General features: G+C 71.3%; 20 protein-coding genes and 1 tRNA gene. 14 read left to right on the forward strand and 7 right to left on the reverse strand.

The features are described from left to right. Positions 1-79 precede the first annotated feature (79 nt). From ACZ466_RS16165 to topA, 4 genes are all read right to left on the reverse strand, one after another. Positions 80-1,807: a S8 family peptidase gene (locus ACZ466_RS16165; RefSeq protein WP_378286395.1), complete on the reverse strand. Its 1,728-nt coding sequence runs from the start codon at positions 1,805-1,807 to the stop codon at positions 80-82. Positions 1,808-1,987: 180 nt separating this feature from the next. Beyond that, positions 1,988-3,127, reverse strand: coding sequence for a DNA polymerase III subunit delta' (locus ACZ466_RS16170; RefSeq protein WP_378286396.1), 1,140 nt, complete (start codon positions 3,125-3,127; stop codon positions 1,988-1,990). A gap of 58 nt (positions 3,128-3,185) precedes the next feature. Then, positions 3,186-5,351, reverse strand: coding sequence for a dTMP kinase (gene tmk, locus ACZ466_RS16175; protein ID WP_378286397.1), 2,166 nt, complete (start codon positions 5,349-5,351; stop codon positions 3,186-3,188). Positions 5,352-5,378: 27 nt separating this feature from the next. Continuing rightward, the gene (topA, locus tag ACZ466_RS16180; RefSeq protein ID WP_378286398.1) at positions 5,379-8,120 is read right to left on the reverse strand and encodes a type I DNA topoisomerase; all 2,742 of its coding nucleotides are present in this window, start codon (positions 8,118-8,120) and stop codon (positions 5,379-5,381) included. A 233-nt stretch (positions 8,121-8,353) separates the two neighbouring features. Between topA and ACZ466_RS16185 the strand changes: the two genes are divergently transcribed. Then, on the forward strand, positions 8,354-8,539 hold the full coding sequence (locus ACZ466_RS16185) for a DUF5703 family protein (RefSeq protein WP_378286399.1): 186 nt from the start codon (positions 8,354-8,356) through the stop codon (positions 8,537-8,539). A gap of 1,667 nt (positions 8,540-10,206) precedes the next feature. Here ACZ466_RS16185 and ACZ466_RS16190 read toward each other — a convergent pair. Continuing rightward, positions 10,207-11,505 (reverse strand): M20/M25/M40 family metallo-hydrolase, encoded by a 1,299-nt coding sequence (locus ACZ466_RS16190; RefSeq protein WP_378286400.1) that lies wholly within the window; start codon positions 11,503-11,505, stop codon positions 10,207-10,209. A gap of 104 nt (positions 11,506-11,609) precedes the next feature. On the opposite strand from ACZ466_RS16190, the gene ACZ466_RS16195 reads away from it, so the two are divergent. Next, positions 11,610-11,695: transfer RNA gene (locus tag ACZ466_RS16195), tRNA-Leu, on the forward strand. 231 nt (positions 11,696-11,926) lie between these two features. Here the strand turns inward: ACZ466_RS16195 and ACZ466_RS16200 are convergent. Continuing rightward, the gene (locus ACZ466_RS16200) at positions 11,927-12,082 is read right to left on the reverse strand and encodes a hypothetical protein (RefSeq protein WP_378286401.1); all 156 of its coding nucleotides are present in this window, start codon (positions 12,080-12,082) and stop codon (positions 11,927-11,929) included. 225 nt (positions 12,083-12,307) lie between these two features. Beyond that, on the reverse strand, positions 12,308-12,973 hold the full coding sequence (locus ACZ466_RS16205) for a GntR family transcriptional regulator (RefSeq protein WP_378286403.1): 666 nt from the start codon (positions 12,971-12,973) through the stop codon (positions 12,308-12,310). A 194-nt stretch (positions 12,974-13,167) separates the two neighbouring features. Between ACZ466_RS16205 and ACZ466_RS16210 the strand changes: the two genes are divergently transcribed. From ACZ466_RS16210 to ACZ466_RS16265, 12 genes are all read left to right on the forward strand, one after another. After that, positions 13,168-13,605, forward strand: a complete 438-nt coding sequence (locus ACZ466_RS16210) for a VOC family protein (RefSeq protein ID WP_378286404.1) — start codon at positions 13,168-13,170, stop codon at positions 13,603-13,605. Continuing rightward, positions 13,602-14,999, forward strand: coding sequence for a gamma-glutamyltransferase (locus ACZ466_RS16215; protein ID WP_378286405.1), 1,398 nt, complete (start codon positions 13,602-13,604; stop codon positions 14,997-14,999). The genes ACZ466_RS16210 and ACZ466_RS16215 overlap by 4 nt, the downstream gene beginning before the upstream one ends. Further along, complete coding sequence (locus tag ACZ466_RS16220) at positions 14,996-15,838, forward strand: aspartate dehydrogenase domain-containing protein (protein WP_378286406.1); 843 nt, start codon at positions 14,996-14,998, stop codon at positions 15,836-15,838. Before ACZ466_RS16215 ends, ACZ466_RS16220 begins: the two co-directional genes overlap by 4 nt. Continuing rightward, positions 15,835-16,620, forward strand: a complete 786-nt coding sequence (locus tag ACZ466_RS16225) for an ABC transporter ATP-binding protein (RefSeq protein WP_378286407.1) — start codon at positions 15,835-15,837, stop codon at positions 16,618-16,620. The genes ACZ466_RS16220 and ACZ466_RS16225 overlap by 4 nt, the downstream gene beginning before the upstream one ends. A 53-nt stretch (positions 16,621-16,673) precedes the next feature. Then, entirely contained in the window at positions 16,674-17,540 is an 867-nt protein-coding gene (locus ACZ466_RS16230; RefSeq protein ID WP_378286408.1) for an ABC transporter permease, read from the forward strand. A gap of 102 nt (positions 17,541-17,642) precedes the next feature. Next, positions 17,643-18,788, forward strand: a complete 1,146-nt coding sequence (locus ACZ466_RS16235) for a hypothetical protein (RefSeq protein WP_378286409.1) — start codon at positions 17,643-17,645, stop codon at positions 18,786-18,788. An 88-nt stretch (positions 18,789-18,876) separates the two neighbouring features. Continuing rightward, positions 18,877-19,116 (forward strand): hypothetical protein, encoded by a 240-nt coding sequence (locus ACZ466_RS16240; protein WP_378286410.1) that lies wholly within the window; start codon positions 18,877-18,879, stop codon positions 19,114-19,116. Then, complete coding sequence (locus ACZ466_RS16245; protein ID WP_378286411.1) at positions 19,113-22,085, forward strand: molybdopterin cofactor-binding domain-containing protein; 2,973 nt, start codon at positions 19,113-19,115, stop codon at positions 22,083-22,085. The genes ACZ466_RS16240 and ACZ466_RS16245 overlap by 4 nt, the downstream gene beginning before the upstream one ends. Next, positions 22,082-22,543: a (2Fe-2S)-binding protein gene (locus ACZ466_RS16250; protein WP_378286412.1), complete on the forward strand. Its 462-nt coding sequence runs from the start codon at positions 22,082-22,084 to the stop codon at positions 22,541-22,543. Before ACZ466_RS16245 ends, ACZ466_RS16250 begins: the two co-directional genes overlap by 4 nt. Beyond that, positions 22,540-24,042 (forward strand): amidohydrolase family protein, encoded by a 1,503-nt coding sequence (locus tag ACZ466_RS16255; RefSeq protein WP_378286413.1) that lies wholly within the window; start codon positions 22,540-22,542, stop codon positions 24,040-24,042. Before ACZ466_RS16250 ends, ACZ466_RS16255 begins: the two co-directional genes overlap by 4 nt. A 28-nt stretch (positions 24,043-24,070) precedes the next feature. Further along, positions 24,071-25,321 carry an aromatic ring-hydroxylating oxygenase subunit alpha gene (locus ACZ466_RS16260; RefSeq protein ID WP_378286414.1) on the forward strand — a complete coding sequence of 417 codons (1,251 nt, stop codon included), beginning with the start codon at positions 24,071-24,073 and terminating at the stop codon, positions 25,319-25,321. Then, complete coding sequence (locus ACZ466_RS16265) at positions 25,314-25,847, forward strand: nuclear transport factor 2 family protein (protein ID WP_378286415.1); 534 nt, start codon at positions 25,314-25,316, stop codon at positions 25,845-25,847. Before ACZ466_RS16260 ends, ACZ466_RS16265 begins: the two co-directional genes overlap by 8 nt. The last annotated feature ends 5 nt before the right edge of the window (positions 25,848-25,852 follow it).

A 25,852-nucleotide genomic window follows, 5' to 3' on the forward strand; every position in this document is an offset into this window, starting at 1 on the left:
GGCCCGGGAACCCTCCCCGGCCGGGGGCCACGCTCGGCTTCAGCTCAACGCTCAGCGTTCACCGCTCAGTGTTCAACGCTCAGCGCTTGACGGCGCCCAGGGCGTCGATGATGCCGTCACCGAAGAAGCCGTTGCGCTCCTTGCCGCCCTCGCAGGTCTGGCTGGACGTGTACTTCACCCACTGGCCGTTCTCCAGCCGGTACCAGACGTACTCGACCGTGCTGGGGCTCGGGCAGGCCTTGGCGTTGGCGGTGCCGCGCAGGACGCCTTCCACGGTCCGCGGCGACAGGGTGAGGCCGCCCCGCGCGCGGTCCGGCTTCCCGTACTTGCTGACGATCAGGGCGGCGACCCCCGCCGCGTGCGGCGAGGCCATCGAGGTGCCCTGGATCGACTGGTAGTACGCGCAGGTGCCGCCCTTGCAGTCGCGCACGACGCGGCTGGTCTTCGGGGAGCCGTCCGGGTTCAGCTCGCCGCGGGCGCGGGCGATCGCCTCGGGGTAGGCGGCCCAGATGCCGCGCGCGTCGTCGGGCTTGCCGTCGGCGGTGTCGACCTTGTCGCCGCCGGGGGCGGCCACGGCGACGTACCCGTTGCCGTGGCTGGAGTAGTACGACTTGCGGGTGCTGATGCCGGTCGCCGACACCGGGATGACGTTCTCACCCTCGGACGGCAGCGAGATGCAACTGGCGGGGACGGTCCGCTCGTACGGCGCCTCACCCGGCTCCGACGCGAAGTCCGGGCTGGAGGAGTCCACGTTGGTCTTGGTGTAGTCGACCGACTCGTTGCCGGCCGCCGCCACCAGCGTCACGCCCCGCTTGTGCGCGTAGTCCAGCGCCCGCTGCGTGGCCTTGATGATGGTGCGCTGCTCGGCCTGGTCCTCGGGGGAGTCGGCCGGGTTGGTGGCGCAGTTCCACAGCCACGGGTCGATGTAGTACGACATGTTGACCACGTCGATGCCGGTCTTGGCCGCGTAGGTCAGGCCGTCCACGGTGGGCTGCAGGAAGAAGTAGCCCGAGTCCTGGCCCACCCGGATGTTGACCAGGGACACGTTCGGCGCGACCCCGGCCATGCCCAGGCCGTTGCGCGGGGACGCGATGGTCGAGGCGACGTGCGTGCCGTGCTCGTTCTCGTCCACGTCCGCCTGGTCGTTGCAGGACTTGTCGGGCTCGTCCTCGCAGGGCCCGTCGACCTCGCCGCCGTTGGCGTCGACCGGGATGTCGGTGGTGAAGTTCCGGCTCAGCTTCCCGTTGAAGTTGGGCTTGATGTCGGGGTGGTTCCCGTCCACGCCGGTGTCCATGACGCCGACCAGCACGCGCCGGTCGCCCGGCTCGGTCTTGTACGAGCCCTTGGCGGTCGCGTTGATCTGCTTCATGTCCCACTGGATGTCGGCCAGCGGCTCCTCGCCCTTGGCCGGCTTCTTCACCTGGACGGGGCCGCGCACGCCCGTCTCGCGCTCGACGCCCTTGCCGGCGGCGGGCGCGGAGGGGGTCTTGGGAGCCTTGCCGATGACGCGGTTGGCGGCGGCGCCGTCCAGCGCGCCCTGCCGGGCGGCGAGGGCGGTGAACCGCGCGTTGGACGTCCGGACCGTCGCGACGCCCACGTCGGTGTTCTCGCGGACGATGGTGCCGCCGGCCGCCTTCACGGCCGCCCGGGCCTGGTCGAGGGAGGCGCCGTCCTTGTAGAGGACGACGTACTCGCTGGACGTTCCGGGCTCCTGAGGCTTGCTCGGTACTGCCGACGCGGGCAGCGCGAGTGCCGTCGTGGTGACGACGGCGCACGCTGCCGCGGCTGTGATCACGGCGCGCCGCAATGCACACCTCCTGGTTTGGGGGGATGAGCCCGTTTTATGGACTCAGCCAGGAGACGCTACGCGTGTTGATGTTGAGGAAGGCGTACGGATATGTAACGAAAGGGCAGAACTCCTGTTATCGCCCCAACGCCGGAAAACGCCCCCAATGCCCCAGATGGGCCGGCCGGGCAGGTCAGAGGCTCAGGAGGTGCGGAGCGCCAGCGTGAGCGCCTCCACCGCCAGCAGCGGGTTCACGTTCGCCTCCAGCCGCTCCCGGCAGTCCATGATCGCGTCAAGGCGCCGCAGCGTGCCCTCGGGCGTGCCCCGCCCGGCGGCCGTCCGGAGCTCCGCGGCCAGATCGGTGTTGACCAGCTCCGAGCCCGCGCCGAGCTGCAGCGTCAGCACGTCCCGGTAGTAGGACGCCAGATCGAGCAGCGCCCGGTCGAGGGAGTCGCGCTTCACCCGGGTCGCCCGGGACTTCTGCCGGTCCTCCAGCTCCTTCAGCGCCCCGGCCGTGCCGCGCGGCATCCGCCCCTTGGCGCTCTCCCCGAGGGCCTGCCGCAGCGCGCTGGTCTCGCTCTCGTTCAGCTCCTCGGTCATCACCTTGGCCTCCGCCTCGGCGGCCTTCACCAGCGCCTCGGCGGCGGTCACGGCCGGCGACACCCCGGTCAGGCGGCGCGGCACCGCCAGCACCTCCGCCCGGCGGCGGCGCGCCTCCGGATCGGTCGCCAGCCGCCGCGCCCGGCTGATGTGCCCCTGCGCGGCCCGGGCCACCAACTCGGCGGTCTCCCGGTCGACGCCGTCCCGCAGCACCAGCACCTCGGCGACGGCGGCCACCGGCGGGGTGCGCAGCGTCACCAGCCGGCACCGCGACCTGATCGTCACCAGCAGGTCGTCCGGCGACGGCGTGCACAGCAGCCACACCGTCCGCGGCGGCGGCTCCTCGATCGCCTTCAGCAGCGCGTTCGCGGCCGCCTCGGTGGCGCGGTCGGCGTCCTCGAACAGCACGATCTGCCACCGCCCGCCGCTCGGCGACGACGACGCCCGCAGCACCAGCTCGCGGGTCTCCTTCACCCCGTACGACAGCCCCGCGGGCCGCACCACCTCGAGATCGGCGTGGGTGCCCTGGAGCACCTGGTGGCAGGACGCGCAGTGCCCGCACCCGCGCGGGCTCTCCGCACACTGCAGCGCCGCGGCGAACGCCCTGGCCGCGGCCGAACGCCCCGCCCCGGGCGGCCCGGTGAACAGCCAGGCGTGCGCCATCTTCCCGTCGGTCTCCACGGCCGAGCGCAGCTGCTCGACGACCGGCCCCTGCCCCACCAGGTCATCCCAGACGCTCATGGGGTCAAGGCTACGGGCTCGGCGGCACCGGAACGGCGCGTACCGGGAGGGCGCGGGGTCAGGCGTCGGTGATCGCCGGGAAGGTGCTGGTGACGTCCTCGGTGCCGGACGGGATCGGGTCGGGCAGGATCTCCCGGATCCGGTACTGGATCTCGCGGGTGATCTCGGCCTGCGGACGGCTCGCGTCCACGATCAGATAGCGGTCCGGGTCGGCCTCGGCCAGGGCGTGGAACCCCTCCCGGACCCGCTCGTGGAACTCCGGCGGCTCGGACTCGATCCGGTCGGCCGGGGAGGCCAGCCGGCCCAGCCCCTGCTCCGGCGGCAGTTCCAGCAGCACGGTCAGGTCGGGCAGCAGCCCCCCGATCGCCCACGCGTTCACCCGGGCGATCGCGGACACGTTCTGCTCCCGCCCGAAGCCCTGGTACGCCAGCGAGGAGTCGACATAGCGGTCGGTGACCACGATCGCGCCGCGCTCCAGCGCCGGGCGGATGACGTTGGCCACATGGTCGGCGCGGTCGGCGGCGTACAGCAGCGTCTCGGCGCGCGCGGACAGGCCGGTGGTCTCGCGGTCCAGCAGCATCGCCCGCAGCCGCATCCCGATCTTGGTGGCGCCGGGCTCCTGCGTCGACACCACGTCGTAGCCGTGGTCGCGCAGCCAGATCGCGGCCAGCCGCGCCTGCGTGGTCTTGCCCGCGCCCTCGCCGCCCTCGAACGCGATGAACACGCCCCGGTCGCGGACCACCGCCGGACCGGCCTCGGCCTGCTCCGGCGGGGTGTAGACGTGCCCGCGCAGCGCCGCCGACAGGTCGGGCGGCAGCGGGATGCCGCGCCGGTCGTCCAGGCGGCGGAACGCCACCACCGCGGCCGGCACCGACAGCACCGCGACGATCAGCAGCGCGACGCCGGGGCCGCCGAGGTCGTACACGGCCTCGCCCAGCGAGATCCGGTGCGCGCCGATCAGCCCGGCCAGCGGCGGCACCGCGGCGACCGCGATCAGCCCGGTGACCAGCGCCAGCGCGCGCAGGTAGGCGTACGAGCGGGCGGCGTCGCCGGCCAGCCGCGTCCCCACCGCCCAGGCGACCCCGCAGGCCAGGCCCAGGAACGCCGCCAGGAACACCACGACGGCCAGGTTCTGCACCAGCGCCACCGGGACCAGCGCCAGCGCGGCGGTGATCACGGCCAGGCCGAGCAGGCGGCGGCGGCTGAACGGCGCCAGCATGCGCGGGCCGAGGAACAGCCCGAAGGCCGCGCCGATCGCCAGCCCGCCGAGCAGCGACCCGTAGCCGGCGTCCCCGCCGCCCAGGTCGCGGGCGTGCAGCCGGGCGACGGCGATGAGGGCCGCGGCCGGGAGCGCGATGACCGTCCCGGCGAGGGCGAGCCCGCGGATCGCGCCCGCGCCCGGCGGCACGGCGGCGTGGGCGCCGGCCTGTTCGGCGTCCGCGCCGGCCCCGGCGACCGGGGGCCCGTCGGGGAGCGCCCGCCCGGAGCGGCGCTGGCCCTGGAAGAGCAGCTTCAGCGGCGCCGACATCGTGCCCAGACCCGGCGCGCGGGCCGCGCCCGCATCCACCGCCGACAGCTCGCGTGCGGTGAACGTCACCGCGGCCGCCACCAGGAACACCACCGCGGTCGCGTACACCGCCAGATCGGCCCGCTCGGCCACCCCGAACACCGCGTCCGCGATCAGCGCCAGCACGGCGAACAGCACCGCGGCGACCGGCGCCGAGCCGTACACGCCCCGCAGCAGCGACCGCCGGGCCTCCTCGTACCGCTCCTCAGGCTCCCCGTCGACCAGGGCGGGCAGCGCCCCGCCCGCCACCGGAATCCACAGCAGCGTCGCGAACGCCACCAGGAACGCCGCCGCCAGCGTCCACGGCACCGCGTCCACCAGCGGCACCGACAGCACCAGCGCGAACCGGACGACGTCGACCACGGCCATGGTGATCCGGCGGTCGAGCCGTCCCGCCACCAGCACCGCCAGCGGCCCCAGCAGCAGCGCCGGCAGCACCATCAGCACCAGCACCCCGGCGATCGCCTGCGCCCGTACCGGCAGGTCGTCGCCGCGGGTCAGCGTCCCGGCCAGCGCGGTCAGCGCCGGAACGCTCAGCCAGTGGCCGAGACTGGACAGCGAGAGCGCGATCCACAGCCGCCGGAACGGCCTGATCGCCGACTCGCCCGGCTGTGACTCGGCGGCCCGCAGCGGCCGGGAGGCGCCCGTTCTGTTCATGTCGGTCAGGGTATCGGCGTAGATGTCCTAGGAACCGGACTTTGCGGAGGTGCGACGCCGAGGCGCCGCCTTCTTCTTCCCCCCGCCCGCGGCCACCTTCTCACGACGCTCCGCCAGCAACTCCGCAGCGCGCTGGATCGTCACCGACTCGACCTCGTCACCCTTACGCAGGCTGGCATTGGTCTCACCGTCGGTGACGTACGGACCGAACCGGCCCTCCTTCACCACCACCGGCTTCCCGCTCGCCGGATCATCGCCCAGCTCCCGCAGCGGCGCCGCCGCCGCGGCCTGCCGCCCGCGCCCGCGCTGCTTCGGCTGCGCGAACAGCTCCTTGGCCTGCTCCAGCGTCACCGTGAACAGCTCGTCCTCCGAGCCCAGCGAACGGCTCTCGCCCTTGTCGGCGCCCTTCTTCAGGTACGGCCCGTACCGGCCGTTCTGCGCCGTCACCGGCTCGCCGTCCAGCTCGCCCAGCATCCGCGGCAGCGACAGCAGCTTGAGCGCGTCCTCCAGCGTCACCGTGTCCAGCGACATCGACTTGAACAGCGAACCCGTGCGCGGCTTCGGCGCGTCCTTCTTCGCCCGCCGCTTCGGCGCCGGCTTGCCGTCCGCGCCCGCCGCCGGGGCCTCCGGCTCCGGCAGGATCTCGGTCACGTACGGGCCGAACCGCCCGCTCTTGGCCACGATCACATGCCCGGTCCCCGGGTCGACGCCCAGCTCCCGGTCACCGCTCGGCTGCGCGAACAGCTCCTCGGCCTTGGCCGCGTCCAGCTCGTCCGGCGCCATGTCCTCGGGGATGTTGACCCGCGCGCCGTCCCGGTCGAGGTACGGCCCGTACCGGCCCACCCGCACCATGATGTCGGTGCCCGCGATCGGGAACGAGCTGATCCCCTTGGCGTCGATGTCGCCGATGTCGCCGACCAGCTCCTTGAGACCGCCCTCGCCGCCGTCGCCGTCACCGAAGTAGAACCGCTCCAGCCACCGGACCCGCTCCGCCTCGCCCCGGGCGATCTCGTCGAGACCGTCCTCCATGTGCGCGGTGAAGTCGTAGTCGACCAGGTTGCCGAAGTGCTGCTCCAGCAGGTTGATCACGGCGAACGCCAGGAAGGACGGCACCAGCGCCGTACCCTTCTTGAACACGTAGCCGCGGTCGATGATCGTCCCGATGATCGAGGCGTACGTCGACGGCCGCCCGATCTCCCGGTCCTCCAGCTCCTTGACCAGGCTCGCCTCGGTGTACCGGGCCGGCGGGCGGGTCGAGTGCCCCTCCGCCTGGATCGACCGCGCCGCCAGCGCGTCGCCCTCGGCCAGCGACGGCAGCCGCCGCTCCTGGTCGTCCCGGTCGGTGGACGGGTCGTCGGCGCTCTCCACGTACGCCTTCAGGAACCCGTGGAAGGTGATCGTCTTGCCGGTCGCGCCGAACTCCGCCACCTCGCCGCCCGTCGAGGTGCCGGTGACCCGCACCGACACCGACTGGCCCTCGGCGTTCTTCATCTGGCTGGCGATCGTGCGCTTCCAGATCAGCTCGTACAGCCGGAACTGGTCGCCGCTCAGGCCCGTCTCGGCCGGCGTCCGGAACGTCTCGCCCGCCGGGCGGATCGCCTCGTGCGCCTCCTGCGCGTTCTTGACCTTGCTCTGGTACACCCGCGGCTTGTCCGGCACGTACTGCGCCCCGAACAGCGTCGTCGCCTGCCGCCGCGCCGCCGTGATCGCGGTCTCCGACAGCGTGATCGAGTCGGTCCGCATGTAGGTGATGAAGCCGTTCTCGTACAGCTTCTGCGCCACCGACATCGCGTACTTGGCGGAGAAGTTCAGCTTGCGGCTGGCCTCCTGCTGCAGCGTGGTCGTCCGGAACGGCGGATACGGCTTGCGCGTGTACGGCTTGCGCTCGACCGACTTGACCTCGAACGGGCGCCCCGTCAGCCGCCCGGCCAGGGCGCGTGCCGCGTCCTCGTCCAGGTGCAGCACGTCACGGGTCTTCAGCGTGCCGTCGGAGGCGAAGTCGCGGCCCTGCGCCACCCGCTTCCCGTCGACCGAGACCAGCCCGGTCTTGAACACCGGCGGCTCGCCCTCGATCTCCTTGCCGGTGTCGAACTCGGCCTGGATGTCCCAGTAGTGCGCCGGGACGAACGCGATCCGCTCCCGCTCCCGCTCCACCACGAGCCGGGTCGCCACGGACTGGACCCGTCCCGCCGACAGGCCCGGCATGACCTTCTTCCACAGCACCGGGGAGACCTCGTACCCGTACAGCCGGTCCAGGATCCGGCGGGTCTCCTGAGCGTCCACCAGCAGCAGGTTGAGGTCGCGGGGGTTGGCCGCGGCGGCGCGGATGGCGTCCGGGGTGATCTCGTTGAAGACCATCCGGTGCACCGGCACCTTGGGCTTGAGGACCTCGCGCAGGTGCCAGGCGATCGCCTCGCCCTCGCGGTCCTCGTCCGTCGCGAGGTAGAGCTCGTCCGCCTCGGCCAGCAGCTTCTTGAGCTTCTGTACCTGCTGCCTCTTGTCGCTGTTGACGACATAGAGCGGCTCGAACCCGCTCTCGACGTTCACGCCGAGCTTGGCCCACGGCTCGCCCTTGTACTTGGCCGGCACCTCCGAGGCCCTGGGAAGATCCCGGATGTGGCCGATACTGGACTCGACGACGTAGCCGCCGCCCAGGTATCCGGCGATCGTCTTCGCCTTCGCGGGCGACTCGACGATCACCAGGCGGGTGCCGGTTCCCCGGTCTCCCCCGCCCTGACCACGCTTCGCAGTGCCGTTCTTGGCTGGCACAGTCGCTCCAACCTCGCTGTCTGGTCTTCTTGCACGAGCTAGCTAACAACGTTCCTTGACGACGTTTTCATGCCCGAGAGTTCCCACCGTTGCCCATCGCCCCCACCGTGGGAGCGAACCACCTGTCTCACCGCTGCGAACCTCAGACAGGATGACACGTCGCCACCGGAACCGCGGACCAAGGCCGCCTCCGGGCTTACCCGCCGGCCGCGGCCAGGTCATAATGGTCCGCGATGGTGGAGTACACCTATCTCGTTCTGAGACTGCCGCGCGGCACCACGCGTGACACCGCCCGGCAGGTGCTGACCGAGCACGCCGAACACGGCGGCTGGGAACTCGACCGCCTGCGCCTCTACCCAGACGGTAGCCGCCGAATCCAACTCCGCCGCAAGATCATCCGCCAGGTCCGCACGTTCTGACCACCTCGCCCGGATGGTAGCACTAAGCACCAAACCGATGACAGGTCGTAGTCAAGACCTCACTCCCCCTCGACAACACCTCTCCCCCCACCCAAATTTCCGATTCCAAGCCTCCCACCCCGATAAACCCGACGCAGGCCACCCGCCCGGCGGAAGCGGCACTGGCGTGTCGTGGAGGCGAGGACCAAGCCGCCACCCCTGCGCCACTGGAGCGCCGGCAGGCGCCCGCGGGCGCTTCGCAGCCCGCCGCCAGCGCGATCTTCGCCGCGGGGGACTGGCGTCCGTGGCCGACGAGCTGGCGCCGCCCGGCGACGACGAGCTGATCACCCAGGCCGAGCGGTTCGGCCGCGGCGTCGACGCGGTTCAACGCGCAAGCCGCCCAGGCACTTGAGCGGCGCGACCATCAGTCGCACCCCCGCTTTCCAAGGGCAACGGCCCTTGGGCGAAGCGCATCCGGATCCAGGCACCGCCCCAGCAGAAACCGTCCTGCGGCAGCGTGTGCGGCGCAAGAGGCGGCAGCTCTTCGGTGAGCGGGTGAAGCCGTCACGCGCCCCGCCCGTCCCGCCGCCGGGACGGGCAGCGATCTGCAAACCCGGCCCGGCCACCAATCCATGAACCCGGCCCGACAGCCGATCTGCGAACCCCGACCCGGCGACCGGTCTACGAACCCCGACCTGACGGCCGATCTGCGAACCCGACCCGGCGACCGGTCTGCGAACCCGGCCCGGCGACCGGTCTGCGAACCCGGCCCGGCGGCTCGGCGCGGCACGGCTGCGCGCTCAGCCGCGGCGACGCCTTCCGACCGGGCCGAAGCCGCGGCGCGTCACGCCGATCGCACGACCATAGAAAACGGCACGTTTCCTCAGGGCAGAACAGCCGCACTTACCGGGCCGCCGTCAACCCACCCCATCACCACACCACAGAAACAAAGCTGGCCCCACCACACTCATACCCATCCACCAACCACTCCCCGAAGAAACACCATCCCCGAGGGCACACCATTCCCACCATCACACCCGGCTCTGTCCGTCACCCCGCGACGGCACCCCTGACCAGCCATGTCATGGCCGAAGAAGAAAACACAGCCGCGTTCACAGAACGACACGGATTTGACCCGGGTGGTCTTGGACGCCCCCGAAACGGCGGCCGCGCTAACACGATGGGGCGACATCGAATGCGGAGCGCCCTGTGCGTCCATGACGGTACGCCCTGACATCCAAGAAACACCCGGGTCCATCACCTCCGCGGTGATGGTCTCCGCGGTCGTACGGACGGCCGGGCCCGCGGTCTTCGGCGAGGCTGCGTACGCACGCCCCGCCGGAGGGGACGACCCCGGGCCCATGCACCAGAGACAACCCGCCCCCGCGTCTCATCCGCGGCTGCTCGTCGGGCGTCGCCGGGCGGCACGGCACTATGAGCCCAGGCCGTACCACCCGGCGACCACCCGACGACGAGGAGCCCACCGGCCGCGAACAGCCGGAGGACCTTACGGCCGGTGGTGGCGCCGCGGCGCAGCAGGACGGCGACCGCACCTCCGTTCACCACGCCACGCGCCACCAGTGCTCCCCGTCGGTTGCGGAACCCCCAAGGGCGAGCCAATCGCCCGTACGGAAAGTAACCGTATCACCACGCACGGCAATACGAAGAGTCTTTCCCCGGAAAAAATCTCAAGCGCGATCAAGGAAGCGGTCGAGAACCCGGACCCCGAACTGGAGTCCGTCAATCGGCACCCGTTCGTCGATTCCGTGGAACATTCCCGAAAAGTCCAGATCCGGGGGAAGCCGGAGCGGCGCGAACCCGTAGCAGCGCATCCCCAGCCTGGCGAAGGCCTTGGCGTCCGTCCCGCCGCTGAGGCAGTAGGGGACGGGCAGCGCACCGGAGTCCTCCGAGGTCAGGGAGGACTCCATCGCCGCGACGAGGGCGCCCTCGTACTCGGTCTCCACGGCATGGTCGTGGTGCACGAAATCGCGCCGCACATCCGGACCGAGCAGTTCGTCCACGGTGGCGAAGAATTCCGCTTCGTACCCCGGCAGGAAGCGCCCGTCCACTTGGGCCGTCGCCTCCTGCGGAATGACATTCGTCTTATATCCGGCATCCAGTCGGGTCGGATTGAGCGTGTTCCGCAGCGTCGCCCCGATCATGCGCGCGAGCGGGCCGATCTCCGCGAGGCACTTCTCCGGATCGTCCGGATCGAACTCCACCCCATACGCCATGCAGGCGCGCTCCAGGAAGGCCCGCACCGTCTTGGTCAGCCGGATCGGGAACTCGTGCGACCCGAGCCGTCCGACCGCCGCCGCCAGGGCCGTCACCGCGTTGTCCGGATGCACCATCGACCCGTGCCCGGCCGTCCCGTCGGCCGTCAACTGCATCCAGGCGATGCCCTTCTCCGCCGTCTCGATCAGGTACATCCGCCGGTCGCCCGGGACGGTCAGGCTGAACCCCCCGACCTCCCCCACGGCCTCCGTGCACCCCTCGAACAGCTCCGGATGCTCCTGAACGAGCCACTGGGCCCCCCACTTGCCCCCGGCCTCCTCATCGGCCAGGAAGGCGAGCACCACGTCCCGCGGAGGCTTCCGCCCCTCCCGCAGGCGCTGCCGCACCACGGCCAGGATCATCGCGTCCATGTTCTTCATGTCCACGGCCCCGCGCCCCCAGACGCACCCGTCGGCGATCTCCCCGCCGAACGGGTCGTGCGTCCAGTCCTCCTTGCGCGCAGGCACCACGTCCAAGTGCCCGTGCAGGAGCAACGCGTCCCGCGACGGATCCTCGCCCTCGATCCGCGCGACGAGGCTGGTCCGCTTCGGATGCGACTCGAAGATCTGCGGCTCCAGCCCCACCTCGGCCAGCTTCTCCGCCACGTACTCCGCCGCCACCCGCTCACCGGGCCCGGAATGATCACCCGGGTTGCTGGTGTCGATCCGGATCAGTTCCTGACAAAGCTGGACGACCTCGTCCACAGTGATCACCTTCGCGCCGCCGTCTCGTACCCGACCATCGTGCCCCGTCCTCGACTTCGCCGCGAGTCTGGACCTTTGGTATGGTGAAGCCCGCCGCAACGCCCTTGCGGCATGTCCGGGTGGCGGAATAGGCAGACGCGCTAGCTTGAGGTGCTAGTGCCCTTCACGGGGCATGGGGGTTCAAGTCCCCCCTCGGACACGTACCGTTCCCCCAAATGGGGGCGGTGGACATCATGATCCGATCCGGGTCGAGGTTCGCCTCGGCCCGGATTTCGCGTTTCTGAGGGACGTAGACGAGCCGGACGCCCAGGGGATGGTAGACGCCTTGACGCGCCGCCGCATCGGCGTCTCGCAGGGCATTAACAAGATCACCCAGCCCAGTGACCAGCCTTCTCGATCGCCTCCCCGGTCAAGATCCGGCGCTGCCGCCCTACGCGGCACGAAGCTTGGCCTGGGCCGCCGCGAGCTGGGCTTCGGTGTCGGCCATCCAGGTCGCGACCGTGACCGGGTTGGCACCCGCCTCCAAGGCGGCACGGTGGCGGGCCAGCTTGGTCTCACAGTCGGCGATCTGACCCTTGGCACGCATCGCCGAAGCGCTCTCCCCATCACCGCGAACATCGTCGGCCTGACCTGCCTCGCCGACGGCGCCGACACCCTGTTCGCAGGAGCCTTGTCCTGGACGGTGAGGACCAGGGTCCGTTGCGGTTGTCGCGTGCAGATTCTTGGGGTCGAAGACGGCCTTGAGTGCGGGCTCGACCCCCTGCGGGGTTCTCCGCCCTCACCTGAGCGAGCCGGTGGAGTACTTCACCCGTTAGGACGAGGACTCCCGGGCCACGCCCTTGGCGCGGCCCTGGTTCTCGTGCCGGGCGGTGAGGTGACGGCGCATCAGCAGCATGGCGAACTCGGCGTCGCGCGAGAGCACCGCCTCGATGATCCGGGCGTGCTCCTCCCAGGAGTGCCCGACCGCCGCGCTCTTGCCGCCGACCAGGTGGTGGGCCTGGTTGCGGACGGCGCGCAGCGAGTCGGCGAGGAACCGGGATCCGCTGCCCCGGGAGAGCAGCTCGTGGAACTCGTCGTTCAGCTTGTCCAACGTCGCGGCGTCCACCTCGTGCGACTGCTCGTTTCCGGCCTTGAGCAGGGCCCGCAGCTCGGCGAGGATGTCCTCGTCGCCGCGCTCGACCGTGCGTCTGACGGCCATCAGTTCCAGCGCGACGCGCATCTCACGCACGGTTTCCAGCTCGTCGTTGTCCAGCTGCACCACCCGGACGCCGCGCCGGGGCAGCGCCTCCAGCAGTCCCTCGGTCTCCAGCCGGCGGAACGCCTCGCGCACGGGGAGCCGGGACACACCGAGCCGTTCGGAGATCGCGAGCTCGGTCAGGTGGGCACCCGGCTCGAGGTCGCCCTTGAGGATCAGCCGGCGTAGTTCGTCGACCGTTTCGTCACGCAGATTGCGGTGCCGGGCGCCGATGGTCGTCACTCTGCTCTCCATCCACCCTGTGCCCGGTGACCGGGCGACATCAGACAGAACCATCTTTGGATACATGATGCACCACGGAGGACGCCCGCATCGCGTGATCCTCCTCCCTGGGCCGGATCTCCCCAGGCCAGGCGGAAACAGGCTTGTTACAACGCGCGTCTTTGCCGTTTACCACGTCGGGATACAAAATCCCCATGATCGCGTACTCCTCCATCCCCGCCACCCTCGACACCGCGCTCGTGCGGGTCCAGCAGATCGACCACATCGTCCTCCGCGTGACCGATCCCGAGGCGTCGGTGCGCTGGTACACCGAGAAGTTCGGGTTTCTCGTGCACCGGCTGGAGGAGTTCCGCGCCGGCACCGTGCCCTTCCCCTCCGTCGAGGTCTGCCCCGGCCAGATCCTCGATCTGGACGCCCGCAACGAGGCGACCGGCACCAACGTCTCGCACTTCGCGCTGGTCATCGACGAGACCGACCTGTACGCGCTGAAGGAGAAGTTCGCGGGCGCCGACGGCCCGCACCGCCGCTGGGGCGCGCTGGGCCCGGCCGACCTGCTGTACGTCGACGACCCCGACGGGAACACCATCGAACTGCGCCACTACGGTCCGAGCCAAGTGAACCCGGGCGAATGACGCAGCACGCCGAACTGGCGCGACGGGCGGTCGCCTCCGGCACCCTGGGCGCGATCGCGACCGGTGTGCGCCCCGCCGCCGCGGTCGGCACCGCGACGCTGCTCCAGGGCGGTAACGCATTCGACTCGGCGGTGGCCGCCGCCCTGGCCGAGACCGTCCTGCTGCCGTCGAAATGCGGCCTGGCGGGTGACGTCGTGGCCCTGCACCTGGGGCCAGGCGCCGATCGTCCGGCATCCCTGCTCTCCATCGGCCGTGCCCCGGCCCGGCTCTACCAGGCCGCCGCGGCAGGCGGCTGGGCCCGCTCCGTGACCGGCCCGCTGTCGGTCGGCGTGCCCGGCGCCCCCGCCGGTTACGCCGCCCTGGCCGCGCGCGGCCGGCTCGGTCTGGCCGCACTCGCCCAGCCCGCGATCGACCTGGCCCGACGCGGTTTCAGCTGGTCCTCGGTCAACCACAGGCTGGTCGCCGAGTCCCTCGACGTGCTCACCGCCTGGCAGCCGGAGGGCACCCGCTACTCTCCCTCCAGCGGCCCGATCCCGCCCGGTTCCCGGGTGCGCCTGCCCGGCCTGGCCGACGTCCTGGCCGAATTCGCGCGCCGCGGCGCCGAGCTCTTCACCGGTGCGCTCGGTGAGCGGATCTGCACCTACGTCGCCGGGCACGGCGGTGTCCTGGAGATGGCCGACCTGCGGCCGGTCCCGCCGCTGGAGACGGACGCCGGATACGCGCTGATCGAGGGGACGGAGGTCTGGGCCACCCCCGCCCCGACCTACGGCCCGGCCCTGCTCGAGGCGCTGGCCGCGGGCTCCGCGCCGGAGGCGGTGAGGGCGGCCCTGACCGGTCTTCGCGCCCCCACCGGCCGCCCGCCCGCGCTGGTCGACGGTACCTCCACGATCGCCGCGGCCGACGCCGAGGGCAACCTCGTGGTACTCGTGCACTCCAACTCGTTCCCCAGGTACGGCAGCGGACTGGTGGTGCCCGGGCTGGACCTGGTGCTGTCCAACCGGGCCGGCCGCGGCTTCACCTTCATCCCTGACCACCCGAACGCCCCCCATCCGGGATCCCGGCCGCCGACCACGCTCCACGCCTGGGGCGCCCGGGACACCACCGGCTCTTGGGTCCTCGGCGCCACGCCCGGCGGCGAGCAGCAGGTGCCCTGGAACGCCCAAGTGCTGCAGCGGCTGCTGCGGCCCACGCCCGACTTCACACCCGCCGCGCTCGGCGCCGCCCTGGCCTCGCCGCGGTGGGAGTTCGCCGCCGGAGGCGACCTGTCGCGAGAAGGCGCGCAACTGGCCGAGTTCGGCGCCCGGTCCGCTCACACGATCGTCCGGCGGGAGGCCGACGGCACGCTGGTCGCCGCCGCCGACCCGCGCCAGGACGCCGCGGCGGTCGCGCTATGAGCACGATCGGGATGACCGGAGGTCTGCGGGTGGGTCTCCTCGGCGTCGGCGCGCTCGGCGGCACGATCGCCGACCTGCTGGGGGCGGGCCACATCGCGGGTTGCTCCCCGGCAGGCACGATCCGCTCCACCACGGCCCTGTCACCCGCCGACCTGCTCAGCGGCATCGACGTTCTCGTCGAGTCGGCGGGGGCGCAGGCGGCCCGCGCCTGGGTCCCACGGGCGATCGCGGCCGGGGTGGACGTCGTCCTCTGCTCGTGCGGTGTCCTCGCCGACCTTGATTTCACCCGAGAACTGGCCGATGGCGACGGCACCGGGCGGGTGCTCGTGCCGTCCGGCGCGATCGGCGGCCTCGACCTGTTCGCCGCCGCCGGCCGTGCGCTGAGCGCGCCCGCCGGACGGCTCGCGGGCGACCGGCCGGTACGGGCGTCGGTGGTGCTGACCACGACGAAGCGCCCGTCCGCGCTCGGCGTCGAGACCGACCGTCCGATCGAGGTCTTCCGCGGGTCGGCCCGGAGCGCGGCGAGGGAGTACCCGAGGACGGCCAACGTCGCGGTCGCCCTGGCCCTGGCCACCATCGGGCTGGACGAGGTGACCGTGGTGATGGTCGCCGATCCCGCCGCCGCCCGGACCCGGCACCTGGTGACGATGTCCTCACCGCTCGGTGAGTACGAGCTGGGAGTGACCAACGCGGTCGCACCCGGCTCCGGGGGCCGCACCTCCGCCGTCACCCCCTGGTCGGTGGTCACCCTGCTGGAGTCGCTGGCCGCCGGCCACGGCGCCGGACTACTGGTGCACCCCGCCAACGATTTCCGCCACGACACCGAGGACAGAACATGAGCACGAAGGCGACCGCCGCTCCGGCGAAGGACGAGAAGCGTTCGGCCCGGCACGGCACTCTGCTGCACATGCGCGGCGTCGACATGCGCTTCGGCACCGGCGTGCACGCGGTGGACAACGTGGACCTGGCCGTGCGGCGCGGTGAGTTCGTCTCCCTCGTGGGCCCGTCCGGCTGCGGTAAGAGCACGCTGCTGCGGATCGCGGCGGGCCTGGAGACCCGGACGGGCGGCAGCATGGACGTGTCCACCGACGCCATCGGCTACGTGTTCCAGGACCCGACCCTGCTGCCCTGGCGCACCGTGACCGGCAACGTGGAGCTCTGCACCCAGTTGCAGCACCTGGCCAAGCCGGTGCGGCGGGAGAAGGCACAGGCGGCGATCGAGATGGTCGGGCTTCAGGGATTCGAGGACAACTACCCGAGCCAGCTGTCCGGCGGCATGAAGATGCGGGCCAGTCTGGCGCGGGCGCTCACCCTGGACCCGGAGCTGTTCCTCTTCGACGAGCCGTTCGGCGCGATCGACGAGATCACCCGGGAGCGGCTGAACGGTGAGCTGCTGCGCATCTTCCGGGCTCAGCGCTTCGCCGGTGTCTTCGTCACGCACTCGATCGCCGAGGCGGCGTTCCTCTCCACCCGGGTGGTGGTGATGTCGGCCCGGCCGGGACGCATCGTCGGTGACTTCGACGTCCCGTTCGACGCGGACCGCGAACCCTCGCTGCGCGCCGACGCGGCCTTCGCGCGGCTGACCGGCGAGATCGGCGAGTGCCTGCGGGCCGCCGCGTGAGCGCGCGGCCCGCCACCCGGACCGAGACCGAGCCCAGCGCGGGAGGCAGCACAGTGACCACCACCGACACCCCGGCCGCCGCCGTGGTGGCCGCTCCGGCGACCTCTGGCGTCGCCGCGAAGAAGTCCGGCGGCCTGACCGGCACGCTGAGGACCGTCCTGCCCCCGATCGGCGTCTTCCTCGCCGCGATCGGCATCTGGTACCTGGTCTCCTACGTGCTGCTGTCGGAGCGCCGCCGGTTCCTGCTGCCGCCCCCGCACGAGGTGGTCAGGGTCGGGATGCTCGACTGGGAGAACCTCAGCGAGATCCTCGAGGGCCTGCGGACGACCGCGATCGTGGCGCTGTCCGGCTTCGCCATCGCGATCTGCGTCGGCACCCTGTTCGCGATCATGATGTCGCAGGCGAAGTGGGTGGAGCGCTCGTTCTATCCCTACGCCGTGATCCTGCAGACGCTCCCGGTTCTGGCGATGACCCCGCTCGTCGGCCTGTGGTTCGGTTACGGCTCGTCCAGCCGCATCATCATCTGCACGATCCTCGCCCTGTTCCCGATCATCACCAGCACCCTGTTCGGCCTGCAGTCGGTCGAGCCGAGCCAGCGCGACCTGTTCACGCTGATGAAGACCGGCCGCCTGGAACGGTTCTGGCGGCTGGACCTCCCCTCCGCCATGCCGAGCGTCCTCACCGGTCTGCGCACCTCGGGCGGTCTGGCCGTGATCGGCGCGATCGTCGCGGACTTCTTCTTCCGCCAGGGTGACCCGGGCATCGGCCGGCTGCTCGACGTCTACCGCACCAACCTGGAGACCGAAAGGCTCTACACGGCGCTGATCTTCTCGTCCCTGCTCGGCCTGGTGCTGTTCATCCTGAACACGCTGATCACGCGGCGGGTCCTGAAGAACTGGCACGCCTCCGTCCGGGACTGACCGCTCCGCCTCTGAACCGGCTCCCGCCTTTGGTAACCGCTCCGCCCTTCAAACAGCTCCGCCCCTCGAACAGCTCTGCCCTGCCCTCTTCCAAGGAGAACCATGAAGCGCAAGATGCTCCTCATCGTGCCGACGGTGCTGATGCTCGCGGCGACGGCCGCCTGCGGCGGCGGTGACAGTGGATCGGACGGCGCCGCGGCCGGCTCCGGTACCGGCGCCCTGGTCGACGCCAAGTGCCCCTCGACCATCGCGATCCAGACCAGCTGGTTCCCCGAGGCCGAGTACGGAGGCATGTACAACCTGATCGGCCCGAACGGCACGTTCGACAAGAAGGCCGGCGTCTACTCCGGCAACGTCGCGGGCGTGAAGGTCGAGGTGCGCGCGGGCGGCCCGCTGACCGGCAACCAGCAGGTCACCACCCAGCTCTACACGGCGGACGACAGCGACACGATGAACATCGGCCTGCTGGCCTCGGACGAGGCGATCCAGAACTCGGCCAAGCAGCCGACCAAGGCCGTGATGAACTACTTCGACAAGGACCCGCAGGTTCTGGTCTTCGACCCGGCGACCTACGACTTCCGGAGCATCGCCGACATCGGCAAGACCAACGCCAAGGTGCTCTACTTCGAGGGCTCCACCTACATGGACTACCTGGTCGGTTCAGGCCAGATCAAGAAGAGCCAGCTCGACGGCTCCTACAGCGGCGGGCCCGACACCTTCATCGCCGACGGCGGCAAGGACGTGCAGTCCGGCCTGATCACCAGTGAGCCGTACAAGTTCACGAACGAGTACGCGCAGTGGAAGAAGCCGATCGGCTCGCTGCTGGTGTACGACTCGGGCTACCACAACTACGCGTCCATGCTCTCCATGGTGCCGGACCAGATCGAGAAGCACTCCTCCTGCCTGAAGGCGTTCGTGCCGATGGCGCAGAAGGCCACGGCCGGCTACCTGGCCGACCCGACGCCGATCACCAAGCGCATCACCACGATGAACGAGGAGCTCAGCTCCCCCAGCAAGACCTCGGCCGGGCTCAACGCCGACGCGATCAAGGTGATCAAGGAGCGCAAGCTCATCACCAACGACGCCAAGGGCACGCTGGGCAACTTCGACGCGGCCCGAATGCAGAAGATGATCGACGTCCTGAAGCCGATCCTGGCGAACCAGAACAAGTCGGTGAAGGACGGCCTGAAGCCGGCCGACCTGTTCACCAACGAGTTCGTCGACCCCGCCATCGGGCTGGCCGGCTGATCCACCGCACTGCACGCCCAGGCTGCCGGGAACGCGAACCCCCGGCGGCTCGGGCCCTCTTCACCCGCACACCGCCGGAAGGAGCACCGTGGCGACCGTGGCGGAGACCACCGCCGGTACCGGCTACACCCAGGGCGCCGACGCGGCGATCGGATTCACCGCCGCCGGGCGATGGGTTCTGCGCCTCGGCGTCCAGGTCCCGGCCGCGGGGCCGTCCTGCCCACCAGGCCGGGGCCTGGCCGCGGCGCCGCCGAGACTCGGCGGCTTCACCTGCCGCGCCGTCGTTCTGACCGCACCGCTGAGCCGCACCCCTCGGGTGGCCCGATGAGCCGGCGGACTCCGAACGGCCCCGGTTCCGGCCTCAGGGTCGGATCGAGCGGCGTCCGGCCCGACGCCGCGGCGAAACTCGCCGGTGACTTCCCCTATGCCACGGGCCTGCACGCCCCGGGCGAACTGCACGGCGTGACGGTGCGCAGCACGATCGCGAGCGCCCGGCTGGACGGCGTCCGGGTCGATGCGGCGATGCGGGTCCCCGGTGCACGGCTGGTGCTGACGGCCGGCGACGTCCCCGGCTCGCGGCTGCTCGGGCTCAAGGTCGCCGACACCCCGGTCCTCGCGATCGACCGGATCCGGTACGCCGGCGAGCCGATCGCGTTCGCGGTGGCCGAGACCGCCGAAGCGGCACGGCGCATGGCCGAACTGGTCGAGCCCGTGATCCGGCCCACCGAGCCGCTTCTCGACCCGTTCCTGGCGTTGGAGGCGGGAGCTCCGCTGGTCGGGCCGGCCTCCAACCTGGTCACGGAGCTGGACCTGCGGCACGGGGACGGCCTGCACGGCCCGGTCAAGGTCGGCGCCCGCTGGCGAACCGGCAGGCAGGACGCGGCCTTCCTCGCGCCCGAGGCCGGGCTCGCGACTCCCGGACCGGACGGCTCGGTGGTGCTCGACGTGGCCACGCAGGACGTGCACGAGGACCGCCGCTCGATCGCCCTCGCCCTGGGCCTGCCGCCGGAGAAGGTGCTGGTGCGCCTGGCCGGGGTGGGCGGGGCGTTCGGCGGACGCGAGGACATCACCCTGCACGTCCACCTCTGCCTGGCCGCGCTGAGGACCGGGCGCCCGGTTCGCGCGGTCTACGGCCGGGCCGAGTCTCTGAAGGCCCACCCGCATCGGCACCCGGCGACGATGGACTACACCCTCTCCGCCGACCACGACGGCCGCTTGGTCGCCCTCGACGCCGAGATCCTGCTCGACGGCGGCGCCTACGCCAGCACGTCCCTGCCGATCTGCAAGATCGTGCACTACTTCGCCGCCGGGCCGTACCGCATCCCGTCGGTGCGCGTCCGCACCCGGGCGGTCTACACCAACAACCCGGTCTCCGGCGCCCTCCGCGGATTCGGCGCCACGCAGGTGTGTTTCGGCATCGAGTCCACGATCGACCTGCTGGCCGCCGAACTGGGCCTGGACCCGCGCGCGCTGCGCCACCGCAACCTGCTGTCCCGGAACGAGCCGCTCTCCACCAGTCACCAGCCCTTGACCGGGACGGCCTCCCCCTCCGCGGTCCTGTCCGCCTTGGACGACGTCCCCCTGCCGTCAGGCACGGCGCGGCACGACACCTCACGACGAGGCGTGGGCTACGCGATCGGCGTCAAGAGCGCGGGTCTCGGCGACGGCCGTCCCGACCCGGCCGGCATCAGGCTCCGGCTCGACGCCACCGGCCTGACGATCCTCAGCGCGGCGGCGGAGGTGGGCCAGGGCGTCGGGTCGGTGCTGACGCGCATCGCCGGAAGCCACTTCCCGGGCATCCCCGTTCGTTTGGACGACGCGACGACGCGTCTTCCGGACGCGGGCGGTTCCAAGGCCAGCCGCCAGTCGATGGCCAGCGGCGGAGCGGCCGACCTGGCCTGCCGTCAACTGCTCGCCCGGTTGACCGAACTGGCCGAAGCCCGGGGACGCCCGCACTGGCAGACGATCGGCCTGCCCGAGCTGCTGGGCGGCACCGTGCTGAACGCGGAGGTGACGAACCCGGGCATGGCGACGGAGGAGGCGGACAAGGTCAGCGGCACCGGCACCCTCCACCAGGCGTTCCAGCTCGTGGCGCACCGCGCGGTGGTGGACGTGGACGTCGAGCTCGGCACGGCCCGGCTCGTGCAGCTGGTCGTCGCGCAGGACGTGGGCCGGGCCATCGACCCGGTCGGCGTGCGCGGCCAGCTGATCGGCGGCTCGGTGCAGGGTGCGGGCTTGGCGTTGTTCGAGGAGATCCCCGTGGACGCCGAAGGCCGTCCCGAGGTCACGGGTTTCGGCGACTACCTGCTGCCGACGGCGGGCGACGTCCCCGAGGTGATCGCCGTTCCGCTGGAGAACGCGGACGAGCGGCTGGCGTTCGGAGCCAAGGGGATCGGCGAGGGCCCCCTGGTCTCCAGCCCGGCGGCCGTGGCCGCCGCGTTGAGAGCGGCCGCCGGCACTCCGGTGAACAGCATCCCCGCCGGCCGAACTCACCGAGTACCCCGTGATCACGCACGTTCCGCTCCCGGCGCCGAAAGTCGGACCGCGCGTCCGGGCGTCGTGCTGCGGCCCCGCACCTGGGCCGAGGCCGAGGCGATGTACCGCGAGCACCCGGACGCCATCGTGCTGGCCGGCGGCACCGCGCTGCTGCCCCGGTTCAACACCGGCACGCTCCGCCCCACCACGCTGATCCCGCTGAGCGGCATCGCTCCGGAACCTCCGAGGATCCGCGAGGGACGGATCCGGTTCGATGCCCGTACCACGGTTCACCGAGCCCGGACGATCGCTCATCTCCTGCCGGAGGACGTCGGCTGGTTCGCCACCGCCGCCGTCCGCCGGAGGGCGACGATCGTCGGCAATCTCCTCGCGGCCGAAGGCGGGCGCCGCGACCTCGCCGTGCCCCTCCTCGCCACCGGCGCGGTCCTCATCACCCCGGAAGGCGCGGTCGGCCTCGACGAGGTGCTCAGCGGCACCGACCCGGGCTTGGTCATCGCGGTGGAGGCGGACATCCCGCGGCGCCTGCGCTACGCCCGCACCGGCGTTCGTCCCACCGTCGCGGCGCCCGAGGCGGCCGTCGCGATCGCGTGGCCGCGCCGATCCGCGCCCGCGGGCCCGGCGGCGCACGCCCCCCGCGTCCGGTTGGTCGCGCGGCTGCGAACGGCACGGCCCGAGCGCCTGCACGACGCCGAGCGGCTCCTCGCCCAGCGGGCACCGCTCGACGAGGTGGCCGCGGCCTGCGCCGAGCGCTCGCACCTGTTCGGCGTTCTCGTACGCCGCGTCCTGGAGGCGACACCATGAAATTCACCCTGGACGGCGAACCGGTCAACGCCGACGCGCATCCCTGGTCGAGCCTGCGGCAATTGATCGAAGCCGCCGCCCACCCGCTGCCGACCGGATGCGACGCCGGCCACTGCGGCAGTTGCACGGTCTTACTGGAGGGCACCCCGGTTCCGTCGTGCCTGGTCAGCGCGGCCGAGGCGGACGGGTGCGAAGTAGCGACGGTGAAGACCGCGGCCGATGCGAGGCTGGTCGAGGCCTTCGCCGCCGAAGGTGCGGTCCAGTGCGGCTACTGCACGCCCGGAATGCTGGTCACCCTGTCGGCCCTGTTGCGCGAGCGCCATGAGAAGCCGCTGACCGCCGCGACGGTCCGCCGCGCACTCGACGGAAACCTCTGCCGCTGCACCGGTTATGCGGCCATCGTCGCGGCCACCCTCCTAGCCCACCGTGAGATCGAAGGATGCGGGATCGAGGCATGACCCTCAAAGCCATCGTCGGCGGCCGAGTCCTCACCATGGACGCCGAACGCCGCGTCCTCGACCGGGGCACCGTCCTGATCGAGGACGACACCATCATCGCGGTCGGCGCCGCGGACGAGGTGGAGCTTCCGGAAGCCTGCGAGAGAATCGACGCGGCCCGCTCGGTGGTGATGCCCGGGCTGATCAACGCGCATACCCACGGATCACAGATCCTGCTGCGGGCCGGCGGAAACCAGGACCGTGACCTCACCGACTGGCTCTTCAACGATCTCTATCCCGGTCTGGCCCAGTACACACTGGCCGACCTGGAGCTGGGACTGCGGCACTACGTGCTGGAGAGTCTCCGTGCGGGGGTGACCACGGTCGTGCTGAACGACCATGTGCACCCGTTCGACCCGCTCCCGGCGATCGACACGGCGGTGCGCGTCCTCAGCGAAACCGGCATCCGCGCCGTCTACGCCCGGATGTTCAGCGACGCCCGCCGACCGGGGTCTCCGGATCTGATGAACACGGTCAGGGCCCGCGAACCCGGCGTGCGGTCGGCGTCCGTCCTGCGTGACACCGATGCGATCCTGGCCGATCTGGAGCAGATGTACCGGCGGCACGATCGGGCGGCCGCGGGACGGATCCGGGTCTGCGCCTCCCCGTCCACCGCCGGGACGGCGAGCCTGAGGGCCCTGGCCCAGAGCCGGGCCTGGGCGCACGAGCACGACGGCATCTGGGCGTTGCATCTGGCCGAGACCCCGGGTGACAGGCCGGTCGCCGAGATGTCCCCCGTCGAGTACCTGGCCTCTCACCACCTTCTCGACGACCGCCTGCTGATCGGCCACGGCGTGCATCTGGAGCCGCGGGACCTGCGGTCGATCTCGGCCGCGGACGCCCGGATCTCCACCCAGCCGGTGAGCAACGGCGTGCTGGGCTCGGGCATCGCGCCGGTGCCCGCCATGCTGCAGGCTTCGATCACGGTCGGGATCGGCACCGACGACGCCAACTGCAACGACGGCTGCGACCTGCTCTCCGACCTGAAGACCCTGGGTGTGCTGCAGCGCGCCGTCAACCAGGACGCGGGCGCGATCACCGCCGAGGAACTGCTCGAGATCGCCACGGTCGGCGGTGCCCGCGCGGCCGGCCTCGAGGGGACGGCGGGGGCCCTCGCTCCCGGTCTGCGGGCCGACGTGATCCTGCTGGACGCCGCCGCGCCGCACCTCAATCCGGCGCCCAGCCTGGCCGCGATGCTGGCCTGGCAGGCGACCGGCCGAGACGTCCACACCGTGCTCGTGGCCGGTCGGGTGGTGATCCGTGACGGTGTCGCCGACTGGCTCGATCCCGCCGAGGAGCAATCCATGGTGCACGAGGTGAACGAGCGGGCCGCGCGCATCACCGGCCAGGCCGGCATCCCGGTCGTGCGCCCCTGGCGCAGCCGCGCACCGCGCCGTACTCGCTCCACGCCCCGACCGGGTTCGCCCCCACGACATTTTGACGAAACAAACGTCGGATAGCTTTGGATACAAGATCCCGAGGAGAACCATGAGTCGCATCGCGCGCCTGGAACCACACGTGATCGCGGAGGCCCGTCGGATCCTGTCCGACGTCGACCACGTCACCGACCCCGTCGCCACCGCCCGGCTGCTGCCCGCCGAGGTCTACACCAGCCAGGCCTTCTGGCAGTTCGAGAAGGAGGCCGTCTTCTCCCGGGAGTGGCTGTGCGTCGGCCACGTGGGCGAGGTGCCGGAGCCGGGCGACCAGCTCCCGATGACCATCATCGGCGAGCCGATCGTCCTGCTGCGCGACACGGCGGGCGGCATCCGGGTGATGTCGGCGGTCTGCCGGCACCGCGGCCACCCGATCTTCGGCGGCCTGGCGGCGGAGCGGCGGGAGGCCGAGGGGAAGTCACTGACCTGCGTCTCGTCCACCCGGATGGTCTGCCCCTACCACAACTGGCAGTTCACGCTGGACGGCAAGCTGGTCGCGGCACCCTCGATGACCGCGACCGTTCCGGTGAAGCGGCTGCGCGAAACCATCCGCCTGCCCCAGATCCGGCACGAGATCTTCCACGGACTGGTCTTCATCAACTTCGACGACGACGCCGCACCGCTCGCGCCGACCCTCGCGAAGATGGACGAGGAACTGCGCACGTTCGGCATCCCGGAGCTGGTGCCGCTCAAGCCGGTCGAGTTCAAGGACCAGAAGTGGAACTGGAAGATCCATCACGACAACGCCCTTGAGCCGTACCACACCAGCTATGTGCACCGGGGCGTCCACGAGGCGGCGCCGGCGAAGAACGCCCGCTTCATCACCTTCGACGAAGGCGACGGGCAGGTCATGCACCCGACCTACCTGCTCGACGAGAACGCCGGGCTGGCCAGCACCGACGGCAGGCGCACCACGCAGATCATCCCGGGCCTGGGCGAGGAGCAGCGCAGGCGGGTGATGTTCGCCTCCATCCCGCCGATGCTGTTCTCCATCCTCCAGCCGACGTTCGTGCAGCTGGCCTTCATCCACCCGAACGGCCCGGGCTCGATGAACCTGCGCCGGGTGAACCTCTACCCGAAGAGCGCGGTCGAGGAGCCGGGCTTCCACGAGGCCTACGAGAAGTTCATGGAGCGCAAGGCCCTGGCCATCCACCAGGACGCCGTCACCACCGCCGCCGTCCAGGAGGGCCTGAACTCCCGCTACGCGCCCCGCGGCCCCCTCTCCTGGATGGAATCCAATATCCCGCAGCTCAACACCTGGCTGCTGACCCGCTACCAGAAGGCTCTGGAGGAGCTCGATGACTGACCTCGCCGCGGACACCGACGTGGGCGCCCTGGTCGCGGCCCTGGCCGCCAGGGTCGACGTCCTGGAGTCGGAGAAGGCCATCGAACAGCTGATGGTCGGCTACATGGCCGCGACCGACGCCGAGTCCGGCAAGGGCCGGAAGGTCGCAGCGCTCTTCACCGAGGACGGCTCCTGGGAGAGCGTCGGCCCGCACGGCAACCCGGGCTGGGCCGCGACCGGCCACGAGGCACTGATCAAGAAGTTCGACCGGAACGTCGAGCGCATGCCGTTCTCCGCGCACTTCGTCACCAACACGGCGATCCAGGTGGGCGTGGACGGCGATCCGGACAAGGCCACCGGCCGGTTCATGTACTTCCAGGCCTGCACCTACCGCGGTGACCAGCCGCTGTGGATCGCGGGCAAGTACGACAACGACTTCCGCCGCGTCAACGGCATGTGGCTCCTCTCGTACATGCGGGTGCACAACTTCTTCACCACCCCGTTCGACCAGGGCTGGGTGAAGGTTCCGCACATGCAGACCCCGTAGACAAG

The organism is Actinomadura rugatobispora, from assembly GCF_055379765.1.

Excerpts from the sequence above, each read along its gene's own strand:
- ACZ466_RS16170 (WP_378286396.1), bottom strand. The coding sequence starts at position 3,127 with ATGAGCGTCTGGGATGACCTGGTGGGGCAGGGGCCGGTCGTCGAGCAG.
- tmk (WP_378286397.1), bottom strand. The coding sequence starts at position 5,351 with ATGAACAGAACGGGCGCCTCCCGGCCGCTGCGGGCCGCCGAGTCACAG.
- ACZ466_RS16185 (WP_378286399.1), top strand. The coding sequence starts at position 8,354 with ATGGTGGAGTACACCTATCTCGTTCTGAGACTGCCGCGCGGCACCACG.
- ACZ466_RS16200 (WP_378286401.1), bottom strand. The coding sequence starts at position 12,082 with ATGCGTGCCAAGGGTCAGATCGCCGACTGTGAGACCAAGCTGGCCCGC.
- ACZ466_RS16210 (WP_378286404.1), top strand. The coding sequence starts at position 13,168 with ATGATCGCGTACTCCTCCATCCCCGCCACCCTCGACACCGCGCTCGTG.
- ACZ466_RS16215 (WP_378286405.1), top strand. The coding sequence starts at position 13,602 with ATGACGCAGCACGCCGAACTGGCGCGACGGGCGGTCGCCTCCGGCACC.
- ACZ466_RS16220 (WP_378286406.1), top strand. The coding sequence starts at position 14,996 with ATGAGCACGATCGGGATGACCGGAGGTCTGCGGGTGGGTCTCCTCGGC.
- ACZ466_RS16225 (WP_378286407.1), top strand. The coding sequence starts at position 15,835 with ATGAGCACGAAGGCGACCGCCGCTCCGGCGAAGGACGAGAAGCGTTCG.
- ACZ466_RS16235 (WP_378286409.1), top strand. The coding sequence starts at position 17,643 with ATGAAGCGCAAGATGCTCCTCATCGTGCCGACGGTGCTGATGCTCGCG.
- ACZ466_RS16245 (WP_378286411.1), top strand. The coding sequence starts at position 19,113 with ATGAGCCGGCGGACTCCGAACGGCCCCGGTTCCGGCCTCAGGGTCGGA.
- ACZ466_RS16250 (WP_378286412.1), top strand. The coding sequence starts at position 22,082 with ATGAAATTCACCCTGGACGGCGAACCGGTCAACGCCGACGCGCATCCC.
- ACZ466_RS16255 (WP_378286413.1), top strand. The coding sequence starts at position 22,540 with ATGACCCTCAAAGCCATCGTCGGCGGCCGAGTCCTCACCATGGACGCC.
- ACZ466_RS16260 (WP_378286414.1), top strand. The coding sequence starts at position 24,071 with ATGAGTCGCATCGCGCGCCTGGAACCACACGTGATCGCGGAGGCCCGT.
- ACZ466_RS16265 (WP_378286415.1), top strand. The coding sequence starts at position 25,314 with ATGACTGACCTCGCCGCGGACACCGACGTGGGCGCCCTGGTCGCGGCC.